The organism is Novosphingobium indicum, from assembly GCF_014645195.1.
Taxonomy (GTDB): domain Bacteria; phylum Pseudomonadota; class Alphaproteobacteria; order Sphingomonadales; family Sphingomonadaceae; genus Novosphingobium; species Novosphingobium indicum.
In genome coordinates this window covers 250,339-267,731 of sequence record NZ_BMLK01000002.1, presented here as the reverse complement: position 1 = coordinate 267,731, position 17,393 = coordinate 250,339, and the positions used below count along the sequence as shown (strand labels likewise).

Genomic DNA, 17,393 nt, shown 5'->3' with positions numbered 1-17,393 from the left:
GCCCCTCAGGCTCCCGCCGGCGTCTTCGTGATCTGCATGTGCGCCCGATCACGCGCGTGGCGTGGCTCGGCATCCTTTTGCTGCTCCACCGCAAGCGCGACATGGCCAAGGCTGAGCATCATGGCCATCAACCGCTCATCCGCAGCATCGAAAGCGTCGAACCCCTTGCCATCGAGATAGTCGAGCGCGCGGGGCAGTTCGCCCGCAGCCGCCGCATAGAAAGCCTGACGCTCCTCGGCCGTTGAACTGCCGCGGCGAGCGGCTCGCGCGGCGGAACCGGTCAAAGCCCAGTCTACGGCGAAAGGTTCGAGTGCCGTAAAGCTCTCGGGAAGCATTGTCTGCGTGCTCATGCTGCGGCTCCTTCCTTCTCGCTCCGGTAGGCTTCGACCTTCTCTGCAACCATGTTGAACAGATGGCGGCAGAGCGATTCCTGCGTCTGGAAATGGATGTGCTTGAGCGCACCGCTCGCCAGTCCCTTGTGGCCGCGCTCGATCACCGCGCGGTCCTCGGTATGAACGTCGCGCGCCGTCGCCATAAAGTACTCGCGGGCGAAGCGCTCGCTGGGGGTTTCGTCCTCGCCGATCCAGTAAAGCCGGATCACCCCGCGCGACTTGCCCGCAGCGATCGGATAGACCGTGTGCGAAAAGTGCTGCATCGGCGAGCCGAACAGGAAGAAGTTCGGGAACAGGCCCAGATAGTCCTTCGCCGTCTCTGTGCCGAGAATGCCGTCGGCCATCGCCTGAACCGCGCCGCGCTGGAACGCGATGGCCTGCACGCCGGTTGGCGGGTCCATGTCGGGTTTCGTCCAGATCCGCTGCGAGCGGTGCGGCCCATGGAAATCGTAAGCGGTCGGATAGGCAAAGGGATTGTCCGGGCTCGTCACCGGCCCCGCTGCGGAGGGGTGGATGAAGCGCAGGTGATAGTTCTCCTGGAAGTTGTCGTAGGTCAGCTTCCAGTTGGCATCGATCTCATAGACGTACTCGGAGAACGTCGTCGCCCGTGCGACCGGCATCATTTCCAGCTTCGTCGCGTAGGGGCCAAGCCATTCGCGCAAGGTGCCCTCGGGCTTGCCGAGGTGCACGAAGATCAACCCGCCAACGACTTCGCAAGCCACGGCGGGCAGTGCGCATTCCGCCTTGCTGACATGGAAGGATTCGAAGTCCGGCGCTGAAATGAGGTCCCCATCCAGACCGAACGTCCACATGTGATAGGGGCAGCTGAACGTATTGCGCTTGCCCTCGTCCTCATCGACAAGAATGGTGCCGCGGTGGGTGCAGACATTGTGGAAGGCCCGGATCTCCCCGTCCTGCCCGCGCGTGATCAGTAGCGAGGCGCCCAGCACTTCGAGATCGCGGCGGATGAAGCTGCCGTTCTCCGGCAATTCGCAAACATGGCCGATCTGCTGCCAGCTGCGGCGGAACACCGCCTCGCGCTCCAGCTCGAACCATTCAGGGTCGTAATAGGGCTTCGCCGGGACCGGATCGGTACCCAGCCAGTCGAGTGCGTCCTGCCCGACAGGGGTGAACGTAGGGTTCGGTGAATTCATGGCGATCTCTCCCGCCCGGTTCTTCCACACGACTCCGGGCCTCGCGACTCATTATAGCGTCGCCAGCCCAATTTTACAACACACCTGTTGTAAAAACTAACCCGGTTCAATTCCGTGCAGTTGCAGGATCCGGACCTGGGTTCGTGTCATGCGCTCGATCGCGTCTTCTTTGGAAAGATCCGGGCGCACCGAGTTGTGATAGACGCGCGGCCCCAGCATCGCCCAGGTCAGCATCAGGGTGCAGTACGCCTCCGCATCGATATCCGCTGTTTCCGGCTGCGACTTCAGCTGCTCGGCCATCCCCGCGACAAGGCCATCCCATTCCGGGTAGCGATCGCCGATCTTGCCCGGCGCCAAGAAATCCGCCGCCCAAAGGTCGATTACCTCGGGATTCTCGATCACGAAGCGCGCGATGTAGCGAGTGCGATCCTCGCGCGAACTGCTCGGCGCAAAAGCCGCGGCGAGTTGACGTGCGGACCACTCGCGAACCGCTTCCACCAGAGCCTCGCGGCTCTCGAAATGATAGTAGATGGTTGTGCGATTAACCCCCGCCTCGCGCGCGACTTCGGACAGCGAGAGCGCCTCCATGCCCTTTTCCGAAACCAGCCGCACGGCCGTCTCGATCAGGGCCACATGCGTTTCATCGAATGCCTTGTTGCGCCGACGCGCTGGCTTCTTCGCGGCAGCACCATCCCTGCCTGCCGGCCCTTGCGATTTTGCCATATGCTCCTGTCCGAGTTGTCCCGCGCAGCATGGGGATATGCCCTGCCCCCGGCAAGTGTTTCGCGGACAGGTTTTCAGTATTCGCCTTCTTCCACGGTGTTGAACTGCGGATGGCGGCGTTTCCACTCGTACATCCAGTCCATGCCTTCCTTGGCCCGGACCATATCGTCCTCGCGCGGGGCAAGGGCGGCGGTTGCCGCAGAGGCGACCGCGTCCAGCACCGAGGTATCCCAGCCCTGCTCTTCCACCTCGCTGGCCAAGGCATCAGCACCGGCCCGGCGTAGCATGACGGGCAGGCGGTCGCGGAGTGCGGCACACGCCCAAGGGATCATCGGCCCGTTCACATCCGGATCGTAACCCCACAGGACGTTGTGCTGCAGGTCGTTCAAAATGTAGTGATAGTGCAGGACTTTCCCAAAGACATCGAAGCGGATGTACTCCTCGTCGCGAGCGGCACTGAACACGTGAATGCTGGGCCCGCGCACCATGCGCTGCGGGCTGTCCCCAAGCGCCCTTGCCTCTACCGCGATGGAAACCGGCCCCGCCTCGAACCAGGTGGCGTGATGCTCGATCATCGGGATCAGCATGAACTTGTGGTGCTGCCCCCGGATCGTTTCGACCGTACGATTGCCGAGGGGGGCTGCCGGCGGCGCTGCCGTTGCGCTGGCTTCCATGGCTTGTTCTCTCCCGTTTCCATTCTGCTTGGGCCGATTTCGCGCTCGATCCATGAGCATGTCAATCAAAGCGCATTGATCGAACGTCCAGCCGCCGTGCCTTTCTGGCCGCGCCATGCTTGTTACGCACGGGCCGCGCACCTACCTGATGGCGACTGCAGGAACGAAGGAGCCCCCCATGTCCGATCTCACCTACACGCCGCCGAAAGTCTGGACCTGGGATGCGGAAAACGGCGGCGAATGGGCCAAGATCAATCGCCCGATTGCCGGACCGACGCACGAAAAGGAGCTGCCCCGCGGCGAACATCCGCTGCAACTCTATTCCCTTGGTACGCCGAACGGTCAGAAAGTGACCATAATGCTCGAGGAACTTCTTGAGGCCGGACATGCCGGTGCGGAGTACGATGCCTGGTTGATCTCGATCACCAAGGGCGACCAGTTCTCTTCCGGGTTCGTATCGGTCAATCCCAACTCGAAGATCCCCGGGCTGCTCGATTGCTCCGGCCCCGAACCGATCCGCGTGTTCGAATCCGGCGCGATCCTCATGCACCTCGCCGAGAAGTTCGGTACGCTCCTTCCCACCGAGCCCGGCCCGCGGGCCGAGTGCATTTCCTGGCTGATGTGGCAGATGTCCACCGCGCCGATGATCGGCGGCGGGTTCGGGCACTTCTACGCTTATGCGCCGGAAAAGTATGAGTACCCGATCAACCGCTATGCCATGGAAGCCAAGCGCATAATCGACGTGGCCGACCGCCGTCTGGCGGAGAGTCCCTATCTCGCCGGCGAGAGCTATACGATCGCGGACATTGCCGCCTGGGCCTGGCTTTCGCGTCTGGTCAAGGGTGAGGCCTACGACGACGCCGCCACGTTCCTCGACATGGCCAGCTACAAGAACCTTGCCCGCTGGGTCGATGTGATCGGAGCCCGCAAGGCCGTGCAACGCGGTTCGAAGGTGAACCGCGAAGGCGAAGGCTTCACACCGGAACGCCACAGCGCCGCCGACATCGATGCCGTCATGGACGACTAGACGACCGCTTTGGGAGTATGCTGAAAACTTGCCGCAAAAGGCCTTTTCAGCACCCGAATTAGCCGCTAAGCGCGGCACCTCTTATCGGGAGCCCTCGAGGCACTCGACTGCTGGGGCGTAGCCAAGCGGTAAGGCACCGGTTTTTGGTACCGGCATGCGCAGGTTCGAATCCTGCCGCCCCAGCCAGCACTCTTTCCCAGGCCATCCCGGAAGCGGCTTAAATCCAAGAGTTTCAATAACCTCAGGTTCCAGGACGTCCCAAGCCGGCCCCTCGCAGCCCGGACCTGACGCGACACCGCCAAACCTCAACTGGCCTTGGGGCTCGACCCATCTCAAGTACGAAGAGAAGAGGACCAACTCCAAACCCGGGGCGAGCGCTCAGGCCGTTTGGTCCGGCAGTGCCATGGGAAGTGAACGGATCCTTTTTCCGGTGGCCGCATGGATCGCATTCGCGAGCGCCGGAATGACCGGCGGCAATGCCGGTTCGCCCAGCCCGGTCGGCGGGAACTGCGAGGTGACGAACGTTACCGCCACGTCCTGAGGCACCACGTCTATGCGCAGCAACGGAAAGCCGTCGAAGTTCTCCTGAACAATCGCGCCTTCGGCCTGGTCCACTTTCTGACCGATCATGGCCTGGGCCAGCCCTTCGATGGCCGCCCCCTGGACCTGATGCAACGCGTTGAGGGGATTGATCACGTGGCTGCCGACATCGCCGGCCACCCAGATTTTCTCGACCTTTATGTCACCGGCCTGAGAGACGACAACGTCCACCACTTCAGCGAAGTAGCCTGCGTGGCTGAAGTAGAAACCGAAGCCCCTTCCTTTGCCGCTCGCGCCCGCGGGACGCCCGGCCTCCCAGTTGGAGACCTTGCAGACTTCCTCGATCACCTTGCGGGCACGGCCGGTGTTGAACTGGTATGCGTAGCCTACCTTCGGCAGTTCTCGATCCTCGCCCAGAAGGCGCAGCACGAAGGCGGGCAAGTCCATGCCGGCGGCTTCCGCTGCCTCGTCCAGAAAAGACTGGAAGACGAAGCCCATGGCGTTGGAGGTCGGCGCGCGCAACCAGCCGGTGGGCAGATTGGTCGGCAGATACGTCACCCCGAAATGGACATTCGGAACGATCTGCGCCGGAAACTCGGTTTCCTCCATCTCCGCCGCGCGGACCGGTTCGCCATCGGCACCGAAGCTCACGAAATGATCCTTCAGCGCGACGAGACGGCCATCTTCGTCCAGCCCGGCGGTCAGCTCGTGCCATCCACCGGGACGGTAGTAGTCGTGCCGCGTATCATCGGCACGGGTGTAGAGCATCTTGACCGGTTTTCCCGGCACGGCGCGGGCGATCTGGGCGACCTGGACCATGTAGTCACTCATCAGGCGACGGCCAAAGCCACCGCCGATCCGGGTCATGTGGATCGTGATCGCGTCGGGCGCGATGTCGAGCATTTCGGCGACCTGACGACGTCCGCTGCCCGGAGCCTGCGAAGGCGCCCAGAGCGTGAGGGCTCCGTCCTCGAACAGGCCTGTGCAGTTCTGCGGCTCCAGCGTGGCATGCGCGAGGAAGGGATAGTCGTAACGGGCCGTGAGGGTTCGGGCGGCGCCGGAAAGGGCCGTCTCGACATCGCCCTTCTTTAGAACATCGCCTTGTGGCGTGCCCTCGAGAGCCGCGCTGGCCTGTTTGCCATAGGCTTCGGTCGAGTACGCGCGCAGCGTGCCCGTGTCCCATTCAACGGTGAGCTGCTTGCGGGCCTGCTGCGCCGTCCACCAGCTGTCAGCGACAATCGCCAGGGCATCGAACTTGCCCTTCGGCACGAGGCCGGTGTTGACCGGCACCACGGCAATCACGCCCTTGACCGCCTTCACCGCCTTGTCGTCGAACGAGGCGATCGTCCCCTGGAACACCGGGCAGGCCTCGAGCGCGGCATGGACCATTCCCGGAAGCTCGGTATCGATGCCGAACAGGGGCTTACCGCGGACAATGGCCGGCGTATCGCCCCCGCGCCGCGAAGTACCGATGATCTTGAAGGCATCGTCCGGCTTGAGCACCACGGTGTCCAGCGCGGGGGGCGTGATCTTCGCGGCGACGGCAGCCAGCGAGGCGTAAGTCGCGGACCGCCCGGAGGCCGCGTGCCGGACCATTCCGCTGCCTGTGGCCAAAGACGCAGGCTCTACAGCCCACTCGCTCGCCGCGGCCATGGCGAGCATGGCCCGGGCAGCAGCACCGGCCTGCCGCATCGGCAGCCAGTTCACCGGCGTGGAGCGGCTTCCGCCCGCACTCTGCCGGCCATATATCTTTTCGTCGGCCAGCGTCTGCTCGATGTGGACTTGCTCCCAGTCAACGTCGAGTTCCTCGGCGATGAGCATGGGCAGCATCGTCTTCACGCCCTGCCCGATTTCGGGGTTCTTGGCACCGATGACGACGCTGTTGTCGGCATTGATGCGGATGAAGGCATTGAGCACCGGCGGCTCGACGCCTTCTTTTTCGCCCTCGCCCGCCAGCGCCAGTGAGGCACCGAAGGTCAAGACAGCGCCGCCCACCAGCGACACCGAAAGAAACGACCGGCGGCTCATAGCGGAAGGCGCGTTCATGCTGCCGCTCCCTTCGCTGTCGCGGCCTGCCTGATCGCCTTGCGAATTCGCAGATATGTGGAACAGCGGCAGATGTTGCCGCTCATCATGGCGTCGATGTCCTCGTCCTTCGGATCGGGCATCTGTTCGAGAAGCCAGGTCGCCGACATGATCTGCCCCGCCTGACAATAGCCGCACTGCGGCACGTCGAGGTCTTCCCATGCAGCCACGATGTGCTGGCCCGCCGGCCGCGAAGCGACATCCTCAATCGTCGTGATCTCCGCAGAGCCTACGGATCCGACCGGCATCTGGCAGGAGCGGATAGCCTGACCGTCAAGCAGCACGGTACAGGCGCCGCACAGCCCCGCTCCGCAGCCGAACTTCGTGCCAGGCAGACGAAGGTCTTCGCGCAGTACCCACAAAAGCGGCTTATCTGGATCCGCCGAAACGCTTTGCTTCACCCGATTGACTGTCAACTCGATAGACATCTGGTACTCCGATGGACGGCATTGGCCAATTTATCCGCGCAAACTGCGCGCATCGCAGCTCAGGGAATCAACCCCTTGGCAACAAGACGCGCCCGCTCGCTGGCGACTTTCGCAGCGGACAAACGCCCTGCCGCTCGCACACCCTTCACCTCTGCTGCCGTGAACACCGCGACCTTTTTGGTGGGCATGTCCAGCGCCACTGCATAGTTCAGCGAATCTGCAATGTCCTGATCGCTGAGCGATCCCAACGGCGGCATCATTCCGCCAAGTTGTCGCCCATCGACAGTGATGGCGCCGAAAATCCCATACAGCAACACCGAGATAAGGTAGCTTCGCCCGTCCTTCGACCTGGCAATCTCGCCTACGCGCACCTTGAGGCGCGGAAACTGGCCAGGCACCCCGGAACCATCCGCCTTGTGGCATGCGGCACACCGCGAGGAATAGACCTTGGCACCATCCGCATGTGCCGATGGTGCATACACTGCCTGCAGCACTCCGGCAGCGACCAGCACGAAACGCTTCAGCCTGGACAACTCGTCTAGCATTGAGGCTCCTCGGGAACAGGAAAGCGGACATGGACCGGAACCTGGACGGTCGTCAAGGTTTTGACGCATGCATTTTTGTGAAATGGTTCCCAAAACCTGCACCAAAGGGAGGGGTGGCCCGATGGAAGAATGAGGCGTAAAAAGACTTATGACCGAAACTGCCACTGCGCCGACGCGTCCGGGAATCTACTCGCGCGGCACCGAAACCGTTGATGCCATTCTAAAGGCAGCGCTAAATGTGCTGATCGAGGAAGGGGCGGAAGCATTTTCCGTTCGCCGGATTGCAGCGGAATGCAACCTTCGCTTGGGAAATGTCAGTTATCACTTCCCCAAAAAGGAGATGCTCGTTCAGGTCATGCTGGACGACATCATGGACAACTATAACACCAAGCTGGAAGTCAACGTGCGCCAGCCGGAGCTCTCGGACGAAGACCGTCTCCGGCTTGTCATCGTCATTTGCCTGGATGACATCTGCTCTAAGCGGACCACCAATCTGTTCACCGAGCTTTGGGCACTGGCCAATCACAACGACTTCATCGCCGACCGGGTGCATAGCTTCTATGCAAAGGTCCATGACGTGATCGGCGAATACGTACAGCGGATCAACCCGGCATTGAGCGCGGACGAGGTGCATACCCTGTCGCTCTTCATCAGCGCCTCAATGGAAGGCACCACGCCGTTCCTCGGCTACCAGAAGCCGTGGAACGACAAGATGCCTGCCATAACGGCTATTTCAGCATCTTGGTTCATCGACCTTGTCAAATCGCTAAAGCCGGGTGACATTGCCGCCCTGACACAAAAATTGACCTGAACGAATCGGGGAGGACGTCCTGCAGGCAACGCGCGTGAGCGCTGCTGTTTTGCTGTGGGGGGTGTCCATTGCTTCGATCGTCCGGCGACCGCCTGATCCTGCCCGCTGTCCTGCTTGCCTGCATCGGCTGCCTGCAGCCGGGCATCGATCCCGTATTCCTCACATTGCTATCCTCGGTCCATGGACTGGCACCGGATTTCCACGGCTGGATCGTAACCGCCACGCAATCGGGTATGGCCATCGGCTCGCTGCTGACCTGGCGTTGGGGGACGCGCATACCCCGGGACGCTTTCGCGCTGGCGGCAGGGTTCGCGGCAGTCGCCGCGCTGGCAACGCCCCATACCGCTCCATTCATGGTGTTGCTGACGGTGCGCGCCCTCTATGGCGGCGCGATGGGCATGCTGTACACGCAGGCCATGAGCAACGCGGCCTTGAACCGGCCGCACGGAGCCTATGGCGCCGTGTTCCTTTGCCAGTTGATGCTTTCCACAGGCATAGCCATCGGTCTTCCCGCAATATCGACCGTGGCAGGACCAACCATGGCCCTGAGTGCCTTGGCCGCAGCGCCACTCGGCGCGCTGTTGCTCGTCGCGTTCTCGACACGATCCACGGCCCCGCCCCAGCACAGCCCGAAACCTGGCGCGGCGCAGGTGCACGAAAACACCACGCTTCGCGCCTGGGCTTCGGCGAGCGCCACCCTGCTTTTCATCTGTTCGACAATGATGATCTGGACCTTTTCCGGCGCCCTTGCGGTCAAGGCCGGCATTTCGGAAACCGTGATCGGCCAAGCCGTTGCCCTCGGGTCGCTTGCGGGTGCGGCAACCGCGTTTCTCGTCATGCGGGAACGGTCCGTTGTCCCGCCGCCCCTCACGGGCGTTCTGGCTGGCCTTGCCCTCCTCTCACCGATTGCCGCAACCAGTACCGGCAATGCTGAGATGTTCATTGTGGCCATCGTGTTGCTCAACATCGGATCGACCGCCATCATCGTGCGCACATCCGGCCTGGCCAGCGCAGCCAGTCAGGACAGCCTGTTCCGCCGCTTTGTCGCCTGCACGCATGCGCTGGGCATGATCATGGGGCCCCTTACAGGATCGCTGGCGACTGGACTTTTCGGGGACGTCGGATTGCTGGTCGCCGCAGTGATGGCGATCGCGGCTGCCTGCCTGATGCTGCTCTTCGCCGAGGCTCATTCGCTCAGAATGCGGCTCTGGACGAAACCGCGCGAAGCTCTCCAGCAGCCCTGATAATGCCCGGACGGCGGCGCATGGGCTGCTCCCCGGGGCGACGACAACCGGACTTCAGCCGTGCTTGCACTTCCGAGCACGACGCGCTCCCCGGCCATGACAAGCCGCCGAATACGCCCACCTCAAAGGACCAAAACCCACCCACCGAAATCATTTCGCATTTGCACAAAAATTGTCACTTGACCTAATTTTGACATTCGTCCTATATTCATGGCCGACGGATCAAAAAATCCATATTTCTCTGGTCTTTGGGGCGTTCAATCATGGCCGGTGCACACGAGGATATTGGCGGTAAGGCGTGCGGCAGCACAGCATATGAGGCCTCCGACCCGCCTCCGGTACGTTCATTCCTGCGGGGCGCCTTGCACTGTATGACAAAGCGCAAAGCCATGATCGCCCCCTTGCTGGCAACAACTGTCTTTTCGGCTTCGGTCGTCGTCGCCCAGGTGAATAGCGATAGCGAGGCCGATCTCGATCCGGCGGACTGGACCGAGAAGGAAACCGGCATCCCGGTGACCGACAAGCTGACGATCGAAAAGTGCGGCACCTGCCATGCGCCCGACGACAAGGGCAATCTCTCGCGCATTTCCTGGATCCGCGCGACGCCCGAAGGCTGGTCCCAGGCGATCAAGCGCATGGTCAAGCTCAACGGGCTGTCCATCTCGCCGCAGGAAGCACGCGGCGTGGTCAAGTACCTCGGCACCTGGCACGGGCTCTCGCCCGAAGAGGCCAAGCCGGTCATGTATCTGACCGAGCGCCGGATCCTCGACGAAACGATCATTCCCAACGAGGCTGTGCAGCACGGCTGTGCGTCATGCCATGCTTTTGCCCAGCCGATGTCTTCGCGCCGCAGCCGCCGCGAATGGGGCTTATTGCAGAACCTGCACAAGGCGCTCTACTCGCAGGCCGACTTCCAGATGAGCCAGCCGGCCGAGGGGCATCCGGAACCCGAGGACTCGGCCGAAAAGCCGATCACGCGCGGCGAAGTCGCCCTCGACTGGCTGAGCAAGGAAGCCAACCTCCACAGCAAGACATGGACCGACTGGCGGCCGCGCATCCGGGCGCCGAAGCTTGCCGGCACCTGGGTCCTCTCGGGCAAGCTGCGCGGACAAGGCCGCTTCGTGGGCGAGATGACGATAGCCCCGGCAGGCAACGACTTCACCACTACCACAACTCTGCGCTCGCTCGAGACGGGCCAGACTATGACCCGTTCGGGCAAGGGCCTCGTCTACGCAGGCTATTCCTGGCGCGGCACATCGAATGGCGGCACCCAGCCCGCACGCCCCGACGCCATGACCGGCACGCTGCGTGAAACCATGTGGTTCGCACCCGACCAGTCCAGCGCCGAGGGCCGCTGGTACTGGGGTGACTACCACGAATTCGGTCTGGACATGACGATGACCCGGGTCACCGGCGGGCCGGTTCTGGCCGCGGTTGCGCCGCTGGGCGTGAAGACCGGCGCCAAGGCCACGCAACTCCACATCTACGGGGCCTCGCTGCCCGCAGACCTGTCAGCAGACGATCTCGACTTCGGCGGCGGCGTGACCGTGCGCAAGGTCTCGGTCCTTTCGCCGAGCGAGGCCGTGGCGACCGTCGATGTCTCGCCCGATGCCATTGTCGGCCTTCATGACGTAGCGTTGAACGGCACTGTTCTGCCCAAGGCCCTGCCCGTCTACGGCACGGTCGACTACATGAAAGTTACGCCAGAGACCGCGCTCGCGCACCTCGGCGGCATCAAGTACGGCAAGGGCTACGAGCAGTTCGAGGCAACCGCCTGGTCGAAGGGACCGGACGGCAAGACCGGCACCGATGACGATTTCCCCATCATGCCGGTCGATGTCGACTGGGAGATGAAGGAATTCCCGACGGTCACCTACGACAACGACATCAAGTACGTCGGGACGCTCGACGCGTCGGGCTTCTTCACGCCGAACGTCGAGGGACCGAATCCGGAACGCCGCTTCAGCCGCAACAACTATGGCGAAGTCTGGATCGTCGCGACCGCCAAGACACTGAAGAACAAGGACGGCAAGCCGATGAGCGCGCAAGCCTATCTCGTCACAACCGTGCCCGCCTACAAGCGCTGGGATCAGCCGGAGGTTTCGCAATGAACGATATAACCATCATTCCCTCGGGCCATTACCGCCTGGGCGAGATGCATGAATTCAGCGCGGCCGATCAGCCGTTCATGTATCTGGTCTCCGCCGGCGCTATCTTCGCTCTCGACGAAGGCGCCCATGCCGTCCTGCGCAGACTGGAAACCGAAAGCCTGAGCCATGGCGAACTCGTCGCTGCGCTGCTGGACAGCGGATATACCCGCCAGGATGCCGAGGAACTGATCCGCGAACTGCTGTTCGTGCTCGGGATCGTGTCCGACAAGGTCAGCCTCTCCCCCGCGCCCGCGCCCAGCGCGCCGCCGGCCGACTTTCCGCTGCAAGCGCTGGTGCTCAACATCACCAACCAGTGCAATCTGGCCTGCACCTACTGCTACGAATTCGGCGCGGACAAGATCGCCACGCCGCAGGGCAAGCCCAAGTTCATGTCGCTGGAAACGGCCAAGACCTCGGTGGACTTCCTCCTGCGCAAGTCCGCAGGCCGGCAGGCCGTCCACATCACTTTCTTCGGCGGCGAGACGCTGATGAACTTCCCGCTGCTGCGCGATGTTGTCGCCTATGCTCGCGAGCAGGCCGAGGCGCAGGGGCGCGGCATCGGCTTCAGCCTGACGACCAATGCCACGCTGCTGACCGACGAAATCATCGCATTCCTTTCGGACAATGAAATCGGCGTCACCGTCAGCATGGACGGCCCGCCCGATCTTCAGGACAAGCGCCGCGTCTACAAGTCGGGCAAGGGCAGCTATGCGGTCATCGAGCCGCGCCTGCGCAAGCTGATCGCCAACCACCGAACCCGCGCCATCACTGCCCGCGTTACGCTGACCGACGGCGTGACCGACGTGATCCGCATTTTCCGCCACCTCAAGGAAGACCTCGGTTTCCACGAAGTCGGTTTCGCCCCCGTCACCAATTCGGGCGAGCGGGACTACATGATCGACGACAACGGCATGGACGAAGTGCTGCGCCAGTTCCACGAACTGGCCGATGAATGGCTCGAATATGCACTGCGCGGGCAGATGCACGGTTTCTCGAACGTCAGTGAGACGATCGGCGAACTGATCCAGGGCGTGAACAAGTCCCACCCCTGCGGGGCCGGTCTCGGCCTGCTCGGAGTCAGCCCTTCTGGCGACCTGTCGCCGTGCCACCGCTTCACCGACGCCGACACCCACACGCTGGGTCATATCTCGACCGACATCGACGCCGAAAAGCGCGAGGACTTCCTCTCGCGCGGACACGTCGAGTCCAAGTACGAGTGCCAGAGCTGCTGGGCCCGCCCGCTCTGCGCCGGCGGATGCCATCACGAGGCCTTCGTGCGCTATGGCGACACCGGCCATGCCAATCTCCATTATTGCGACTGGATCCGCCAATGGACCGACACCTGCCTGCGCATCTACGGCGCGGTCAGTGTCCTCAATCCCGAATTCCTGGAACGCTTTGCAGCACGAAAGGGCATTTCATGAAGCACCTTCGCCCCGTCAACCGGAAGGCCGCCCGGATCGATGAGACCGCCTCGCTGATGGAAGAGGATGTCGTCGCCCTCCAGCAACAGGCGCCCAAGCCGCATGTGCCGATGGGCTGTACGCTCTCCTTCTCGCCCGGCTGGGAAGTCGATGCGGGTGGCGGCACCGCCGGCCTTTGCCAGCCGGTCGAGCGCGACATCTACGACTGCTACGTCACCTGTTTCTGGCCAGTGCAGGTCCCCGACCACGTCAACTATTCGCCCGACTGGGCCAGCAACTGCGCCGTTGCCACCAAGGACTGGCGCAACCTGGATCTCGTCTTTCCCTGATCGACGCACCTTACCCGCCCTGACGCATTTCTCGAGGAAGAGCCCTCAGCATGAAGATGTTTCGCCTTGCACTCGCGGTCCTCGGCGCCACTACCGCCGCAGCGTCCCCCCATGCTGCCACGATCGTGCTCGGCGGCTATCCCGACCAGATCCAGATGGTGGACGACGCCAGCGGCGAGGTTGTCCAGAAGGTCGATCTGAAATCCGGCTTGCCCACGAACCTCCAGCTCTCGGCGGACGGCAAGCGTATCTACATCACCACGCTGACGACAGGCGGCATTGAAGTGATGGATACGGCAACCCGCAAGATCATCGCGAGCCACAGCCTCAACACGCCGATGACGCGCTACCGCTTCAGCGGCGGCGTGCCTGATCCCAGCGGCCGCTACTTCTACACCGTCGGGAAGCGCATCCAAAAGGAAGTGGACCTCTACCGCTTCAGCAAGCCGCACTTCATGAAGGTTGACCTCAAGAGCGGAGAAATCGTCAAGGAAGTTCCGTTCGACCCGCAGGACGAAGGCCCCGGCTATAACACCCGGCTTGCCATGGCGCCCGATGGAAAGACCCTCTACATCTTCCAGAAGAAGGTACTGATCGTCGACACGGCCGATCTCAAGGTCGTGGACCGGATCGACCTGCAAAAGCCCGATTTCGCCGGAATGCAGGGCGTCGGCATGGGTGGCGGCCTGGAAACGCTGCGCGAGCCAGGCAAGTACACTTCGGTGTTCATTTCCGAAGATCCCTACATCCACAACAAGGTGTTCGGTATCGCCCGGTTCGACCTGACCGCGCGCACCTTCGACTTCCAGCCTATCGGCCCCGCTCCCAAGGAGATCGCCGGGCTCGAAGTGACGCCTGACGGCAAGGACGGCTACACCGTCGCCGTGATGGGCGAACTCGGCAGTCAGCGCTGCGAGTTCTGGCATTTCGAGCTGGCGACCAACAAGGCTCTCGACAAAGCCGAGTTCCCCTGCCGCTCCCGCTTCTATTTCAGCATGTCGCGCGACGGAAAGAAGCTGTATATCTACGGCGCCGGGTACGACATCGCCGTCTATGACGCGAAAACGCTGAAGTTCGAGAAAGATTGGGAACTGACGAACGACATAACCATGGCCGGGCTGCTGACCCTGCCCTGAGCGTGCGCTGGACGGTAGAGATCACCGGGGGCGGGGTCGCAGCGGCCTGCTGCGACCACCTGCTGACAAAGGAAGGGGCCGACATACGCAGGCCTCCTCAGGCGCGAGCCGCCATCCCCGCGCTCATGCTCAGCGATCCCGCAAGAGCGCTTCTTCGGGATTGCCTCGATCAGCCTTCGTTATTCTCCGACAAGCCCCGCATCACCCGCCGCATTGTCGCCTGGGGCGGGCAGGAGCCGGTAGCCCTGCCCCATCAGGCCGTGATGCTCGGCGCGGGAGACCTGGACTTTGCACCATCCGGCAATGCCCATGCCACCGGCGATGCCGAATGGACGATCACCACCACGCGCACTAGCCCGGACGACCAACTGGAGCGCTTCGGCGACCGCTTTGGTGAGACCGCCCCGGTGCGCCTGCTCGAAGCCGACGATGCCCAAGCCTGCTGGGTCGAAGCGGTGGAAGACGGCTGGCTGTTCATGATCCCCTCCGGCGCCGAGACCGGGTGGCTGCTTGCCATCGGGGCGCCCTGCGCCCACCTGCTCGACCAAAGCCGCCACCTTGCCCCGCGCCTCGCCCTCGATGCCAGCAAGACCGCACAGTTCGACACCACGCCGCGCATGCTGCGTACTATGGCCAAGGAAGGCTTTCTGGCCTGCGGCTCTGCCTCGATGGCCTTCGATCCGATCTGCGGCGATGGCACAGCGCTTTCCGTTCGGCAGGCGATCCTGGTTTCGGCCATTGCCGTTGCCTGTCACGAAGGAGAAGACGCTGAGCCGCTTCTCGGACACTATCGGGCGATGATGACGGCAGCCATGCGACGGCACTTGCGCCTCTGTTCCGAATTTTATGCCTCGGGCGGGACCGGTCCCTGGTGGCGCGCCCAGCAGGAGGCGCTGGCCGAAGGCTTCGCCGCGTGCAGCGCCCGTCTCGAACGCGAACCGCCGCCCCGCTATGCGCTGGAAGGCTTCCGCCTCGTACCAAGGGAACTGGCCACATGAGGCCGACCGTGAACGCAACCGTCGGGCAGCCGCCCACGGACGAGATCGCCGGCTGGTCAAGCTATCGCAGGCTGCTACCGTTCCTGAAGCCCTATTACCGCCCGCTGGCACTGGTGCTGGTCCTCAGCCTGCTGTCGACCTCGCTCAACCTCATGCAGCCCTATCTGTCGAAGCTGATGATCGACCAGGCGCTGCTGAGCGGCGACATGCAGGCGCTGATCCAGATCGCGGGCGCCATGATCCTCGTCTCGCTGGGGGGCTTCGCCCTGAACATGCTCTCGAGCTATCGCTACGTGTCGGCGTCTGCGGACATGTTGTTCGACATCCGCGCGGCCCTGCTGCAGCACCTTCAGCGGCTCTCGCCCCGCTTCTATGCGCGCTTCCGCCTCGGCGACCTGATGTCGCGCATCAACAGCGATGTGAGCGATATCCAGCGCGTGACCGCAGATTCACTGCTCTCGGTGCTGAGCAACGTGCTCATGCTCACCGGTTGCGTGGTGATGATGCTCTGGCTCGATCCGGTGATGTTCGTGATCGGCGTGGTCATCATGCCGGTGTGCATTGGCCTGTTCCTTCACTACCAGAGAAAGCTGACCGCACTCACCCGCGTGATGCGCGAAAGGGGGGCCGATCTCGGCAGCCTGCTGGTCGATACCGTGATGGGCATGCGCACCGTCACTTCGCTGAATGCGGAACGGCACGAGATCGGCCGGTTTCGCAAGCGCAACGACGCCTTCGTTTCGGCCATGCTGAAAATGCAGCTCACCTCGTTCACGGCGGGAGCCCTGCCCGGCACGCTGCTGACCGCCTCGTCGTCCGCCGTCATTCTCTATGGCGGCGCGCAAATCTTTGCGGGCGAGATGACAATCGGCACGCTGGTGGCGTTCATGACATATCAGTCGCGCCTCTTCTCGCCGATCCAGGTGCTGATGGGGCTGGTTTCGGGGCTGGCATCGGCCCGCGTCTCGCTCGGCCGGATCTTCACGCTGTTCGATACCCAGCCGGACGTGACCGAATGCGAGGACGCCAGGCCCTTCGACGGATTGCACGAAGGCCTTCGCTTCGAGCAGGTCACCTTCCGCCATGATAGAAGGACCATTCTCGACGGCATCGACCTGTTCATTCCGGCCGGCCGATTTTGCGCCGTGCTTGGCCCGAGCGGCACCGGAAAGTCGAGCATGGCCGACCTCGTGGTCCGCCACCTCGATCCCGATCACGGCAGAATCACCGCCGATGGCGCCGACCTGCGCACGCTGAAGCTCGACGACCTGCGGCGCGCGATAGTCCTGGTCGACCAGGCACCGCACCTGTTCAACGATAGTCTGGCCAACAACATCGCCTTTGCCTGCCCGGATGCAACGGACGGCGAAATCTCAGAAGCGGCGCGCCTCGCCGGTCTCGCTCCGTTGATCGCCCGGTTGCCCGAAGGTCTGGACACACGCACCGGCGAACGCGGCCTTGCATTGTCCGCCGGCGAGCGGCACCGCGTCGCCCTTGCCCGCGCACTGCTGCGCCGCCCTTCGGTGCTCATTCTCGACGAGCCGACCGCCGCCCTCGACAACGATACCGAGCGCCTCGTCGCGCAAGGCCTGCGGCAGGCGCTGCCGTCGGCCACGATCATCGTCATCACGCACAAGCCGGCGCTGGCCGAAATGGCCGACATGACCGTCTCGCTGGTCGACGGGAAGGTAGAGACCCGGCAAAGCCCGGACATGTTGAGCCAGTTCGGATAA

At 63.1% G+C, this 17,393-nt stretch carries 16 protein-coding genes and 1 tRNA gene; 10 read left to right on the top strand and 7 right to left on the bottom strand.

Annotated features, from left to right (window positions below; genetic code table 11):
* Positions 1-5 precede the first annotated feature (5 nt).
* The 4 genes from IEX64_RS03015 to IEX64_RS03000 form a co-directional block, all read right to left on the bottom strand.
* Positions 6-350: a hypothetical protein gene (locus IEX64_RS03015; RefSeq protein WP_188818101.1), complete on the bottom strand. Its 345-nt coding sequence runs from the start codon at positions 348-350 to the stop codon at positions 6-8.
* The gene (locus tag IEX64_RS03010) at positions 347-1,546 is read right to left on the bottom strand and encodes an aromatic ring-hydroxylating oxygenase subunit alpha (RefSeq protein ID WP_188818099.1); all 1,200 of its coding nucleotides are present in this window, start codon (positions 1,544-1,546) and stop codon (positions 347-349) included. Before IEX64_RS03010 ends, IEX64_RS03015 begins: the two co-directional genes overlap by 4 nt.
* A 96-nt stretch (positions 1,547-1,642) precedes the next feature.
* The gene (locus IEX64_RS03005; RefSeq protein WP_188818097.1) at positions 1,643-2,269 is read right to left on the bottom strand and encodes a TetR/AcrR family transcriptional regulator; all 627 of its coding nucleotides are present in this window, start codon (positions 2,267-2,269) and stop codon (positions 1,643-1,645) included.
* 74 nt (positions 2,270-2,343) lie between these two features.
* Entirely contained in the window at positions 2,344-2,943 is a 600-nt protein-coding gene (locus IEX64_RS03000; protein WP_188818095.1) for a DUF7700 domain-containing protein, read from the bottom strand.
* Between the two features lie 178 nt (positions 2,944-3,121).
* On the opposite strand from IEX64_RS03000, the gene yghU reads away from it, so the two are divergent.
* Both yghU and IEX64_RS02990 read left to right on the top strand, forming a co-directional pair.
* Positions 3,122-3,970: a glutathione-dependent disulfide-bond oxidoreductase gene (yghU, locus tag IEX64_RS02995; RefSeq protein ID WP_188818093.1), complete on the top strand. Its 849-nt coding sequence runs from the start codon at positions 3,122-3,124 to the stop codon at positions 3,968-3,970.
* A 111-nt stretch (positions 3,971-4,081) separates the two neighbouring features.
* Positions 4,082-4,156: transfer RNA gene (locus IEX64_RS02990), tRNA-Gln, on the top strand.
* A gap of 192 nt (positions 4,157-4,348) precedes the next feature.
* On the opposite strand, the gene IEX64_RS02985 is transcribed toward IEX64_RS02990, so the two are convergent.
* The 3 genes from IEX64_RS02985 to IEX64_RS02975 are packed head-to-tail and all read right to left on the bottom strand — an operon-like array spanning position 4,349 to position 7,535.
* Positions 4,349-6,556 carry a xanthine dehydrogenase family protein molybdopterin-binding subunit gene (locus IEX64_RS02985; protein ID WP_188818091.1) on the bottom strand — a complete coding sequence of 736 codons (2,208 nt, stop codon included), beginning with the start codon at positions 6,554-6,556 and terminating at the stop codon, positions 4,349-4,351.
* On the bottom strand, positions 6,553-7,023 hold the full coding sequence (locus tag IEX64_RS02980) for a (2Fe-2S)-binding protein (RefSeq protein ID WP_188818089.1): 471 nt from the start codon (positions 7,021-7,023) through the stop codon (positions 6,553-6,555). Before IEX64_RS02980 ends, IEX64_RS02985 begins: the two co-directional genes overlap by 4 nt.
* Positions 7,024-7,082: 59 nt before the next feature.
* Positions 7,083-7,535: a c-type cytochrome gene (locus IEX64_RS02975; RefSeq protein ID WP_229710037.1), complete on the bottom strand. Its 453-nt coding sequence runs from the start codon at positions 7,533-7,535 to the stop codon at positions 7,083-7,085.
* Positions 7,536-7,716: 181 nt separating this feature from the next.
* On the opposite strand from IEX64_RS02975, the gene IEX64_RS02970 reads away from it, so the two are divergent.
* The 8 genes from IEX64_RS02970 (at position 7,717) to IEX64_RS02935 (ending at position 17,393) form a co-directional block, all read left to right on the top strand.
* Complete coding sequence (locus IEX64_RS02970) at positions 7,717-8,379, top strand: TetR/AcrR family transcriptional regulator (protein ID WP_188818085.1); 663 nt, start codon at positions 7,717-7,719, stop codon at positions 8,377-8,379.
* 68 nt (positions 8,380-8,447) lie between these two features.
* Positions 8,448-9,623, top strand: coding sequence for an MFS transporter (locus tag IEX64_RS02965; protein WP_188818083.1), 1,176 nt, complete (start codon positions 8,448-8,450; stop codon positions 9,621-9,623).
* Positions 9,624-9,994: 371 nt separating this feature from the next.
* Positions 9,995-11,734: a quinohemoprotein amine dehydrogenase subunit alpha gene (gene peaA, locus IEX64_RS02960; protein ID WP_229710036.1), complete on the top strand. Its 1,740-nt coding sequence runs from the start codon at positions 9,995-9,997 to the stop codon at positions 11,732-11,734.
* Positions 11,731-13,197, top strand: coding sequence for a quinohemoprotein amine dehydrogenase maturation protein (peaB, locus tag IEX64_RS02955; protein WP_229710035.1), 1,467 nt, complete (start codon positions 11,731-11,733; stop codon positions 13,195-13,197). The genes peaA and peaB overlap by 4 nt, the downstream gene beginning before the upstream one ends.
* A complete protein-coding gene (qhpC, locus tag IEX64_RS02950; protein WP_039286296.1) occupies positions 13,194-13,526 on the top strand; it encodes a quinohemoprotein amine dehydrogenase subunit gamma in 333 nt (110 codons plus the stop codon). The genes peaB and qhpC overlap by 4 nt, the downstream gene beginning before the upstream one ends.
* Positions 13,527-13,576: 50 nt before the next feature.
* The gene (locus IEX64_RS02945; RefSeq protein WP_188818081.1) at positions 13,577-14,662 is read left to right on the top strand and encodes a beta-propeller fold lactonase family protein; all 1,086 of its coding nucleotides are present in this window, start codon (positions 13,577-13,579) and stop codon (positions 14,660-14,662) included.
* Positions 14,611-15,660, top strand: a complete 1,050-nt coding sequence (locus IEX64_RS02940) for a hypothetical protein (RefSeq protein WP_188818252.1) — start codon at positions 14,611-14,613, stop codon at positions 15,658-15,660. The genes IEX64_RS02945 and IEX64_RS02940 overlap by 52 nt, the downstream gene beginning before the upstream one ends.
* Positions 15,657-17,393 (top strand): ABC transporter ATP-binding protein, encoded by a 1,737-nt coding sequence (locus tag IEX64_RS02935; protein WP_188818080.1) that lies wholly within the window; start codon positions 15,657-15,659, stop codon positions 17,391-17,393. The genes IEX64_RS02940 and IEX64_RS02935 overlap by 4 nt, the downstream gene beginning before the upstream one ends.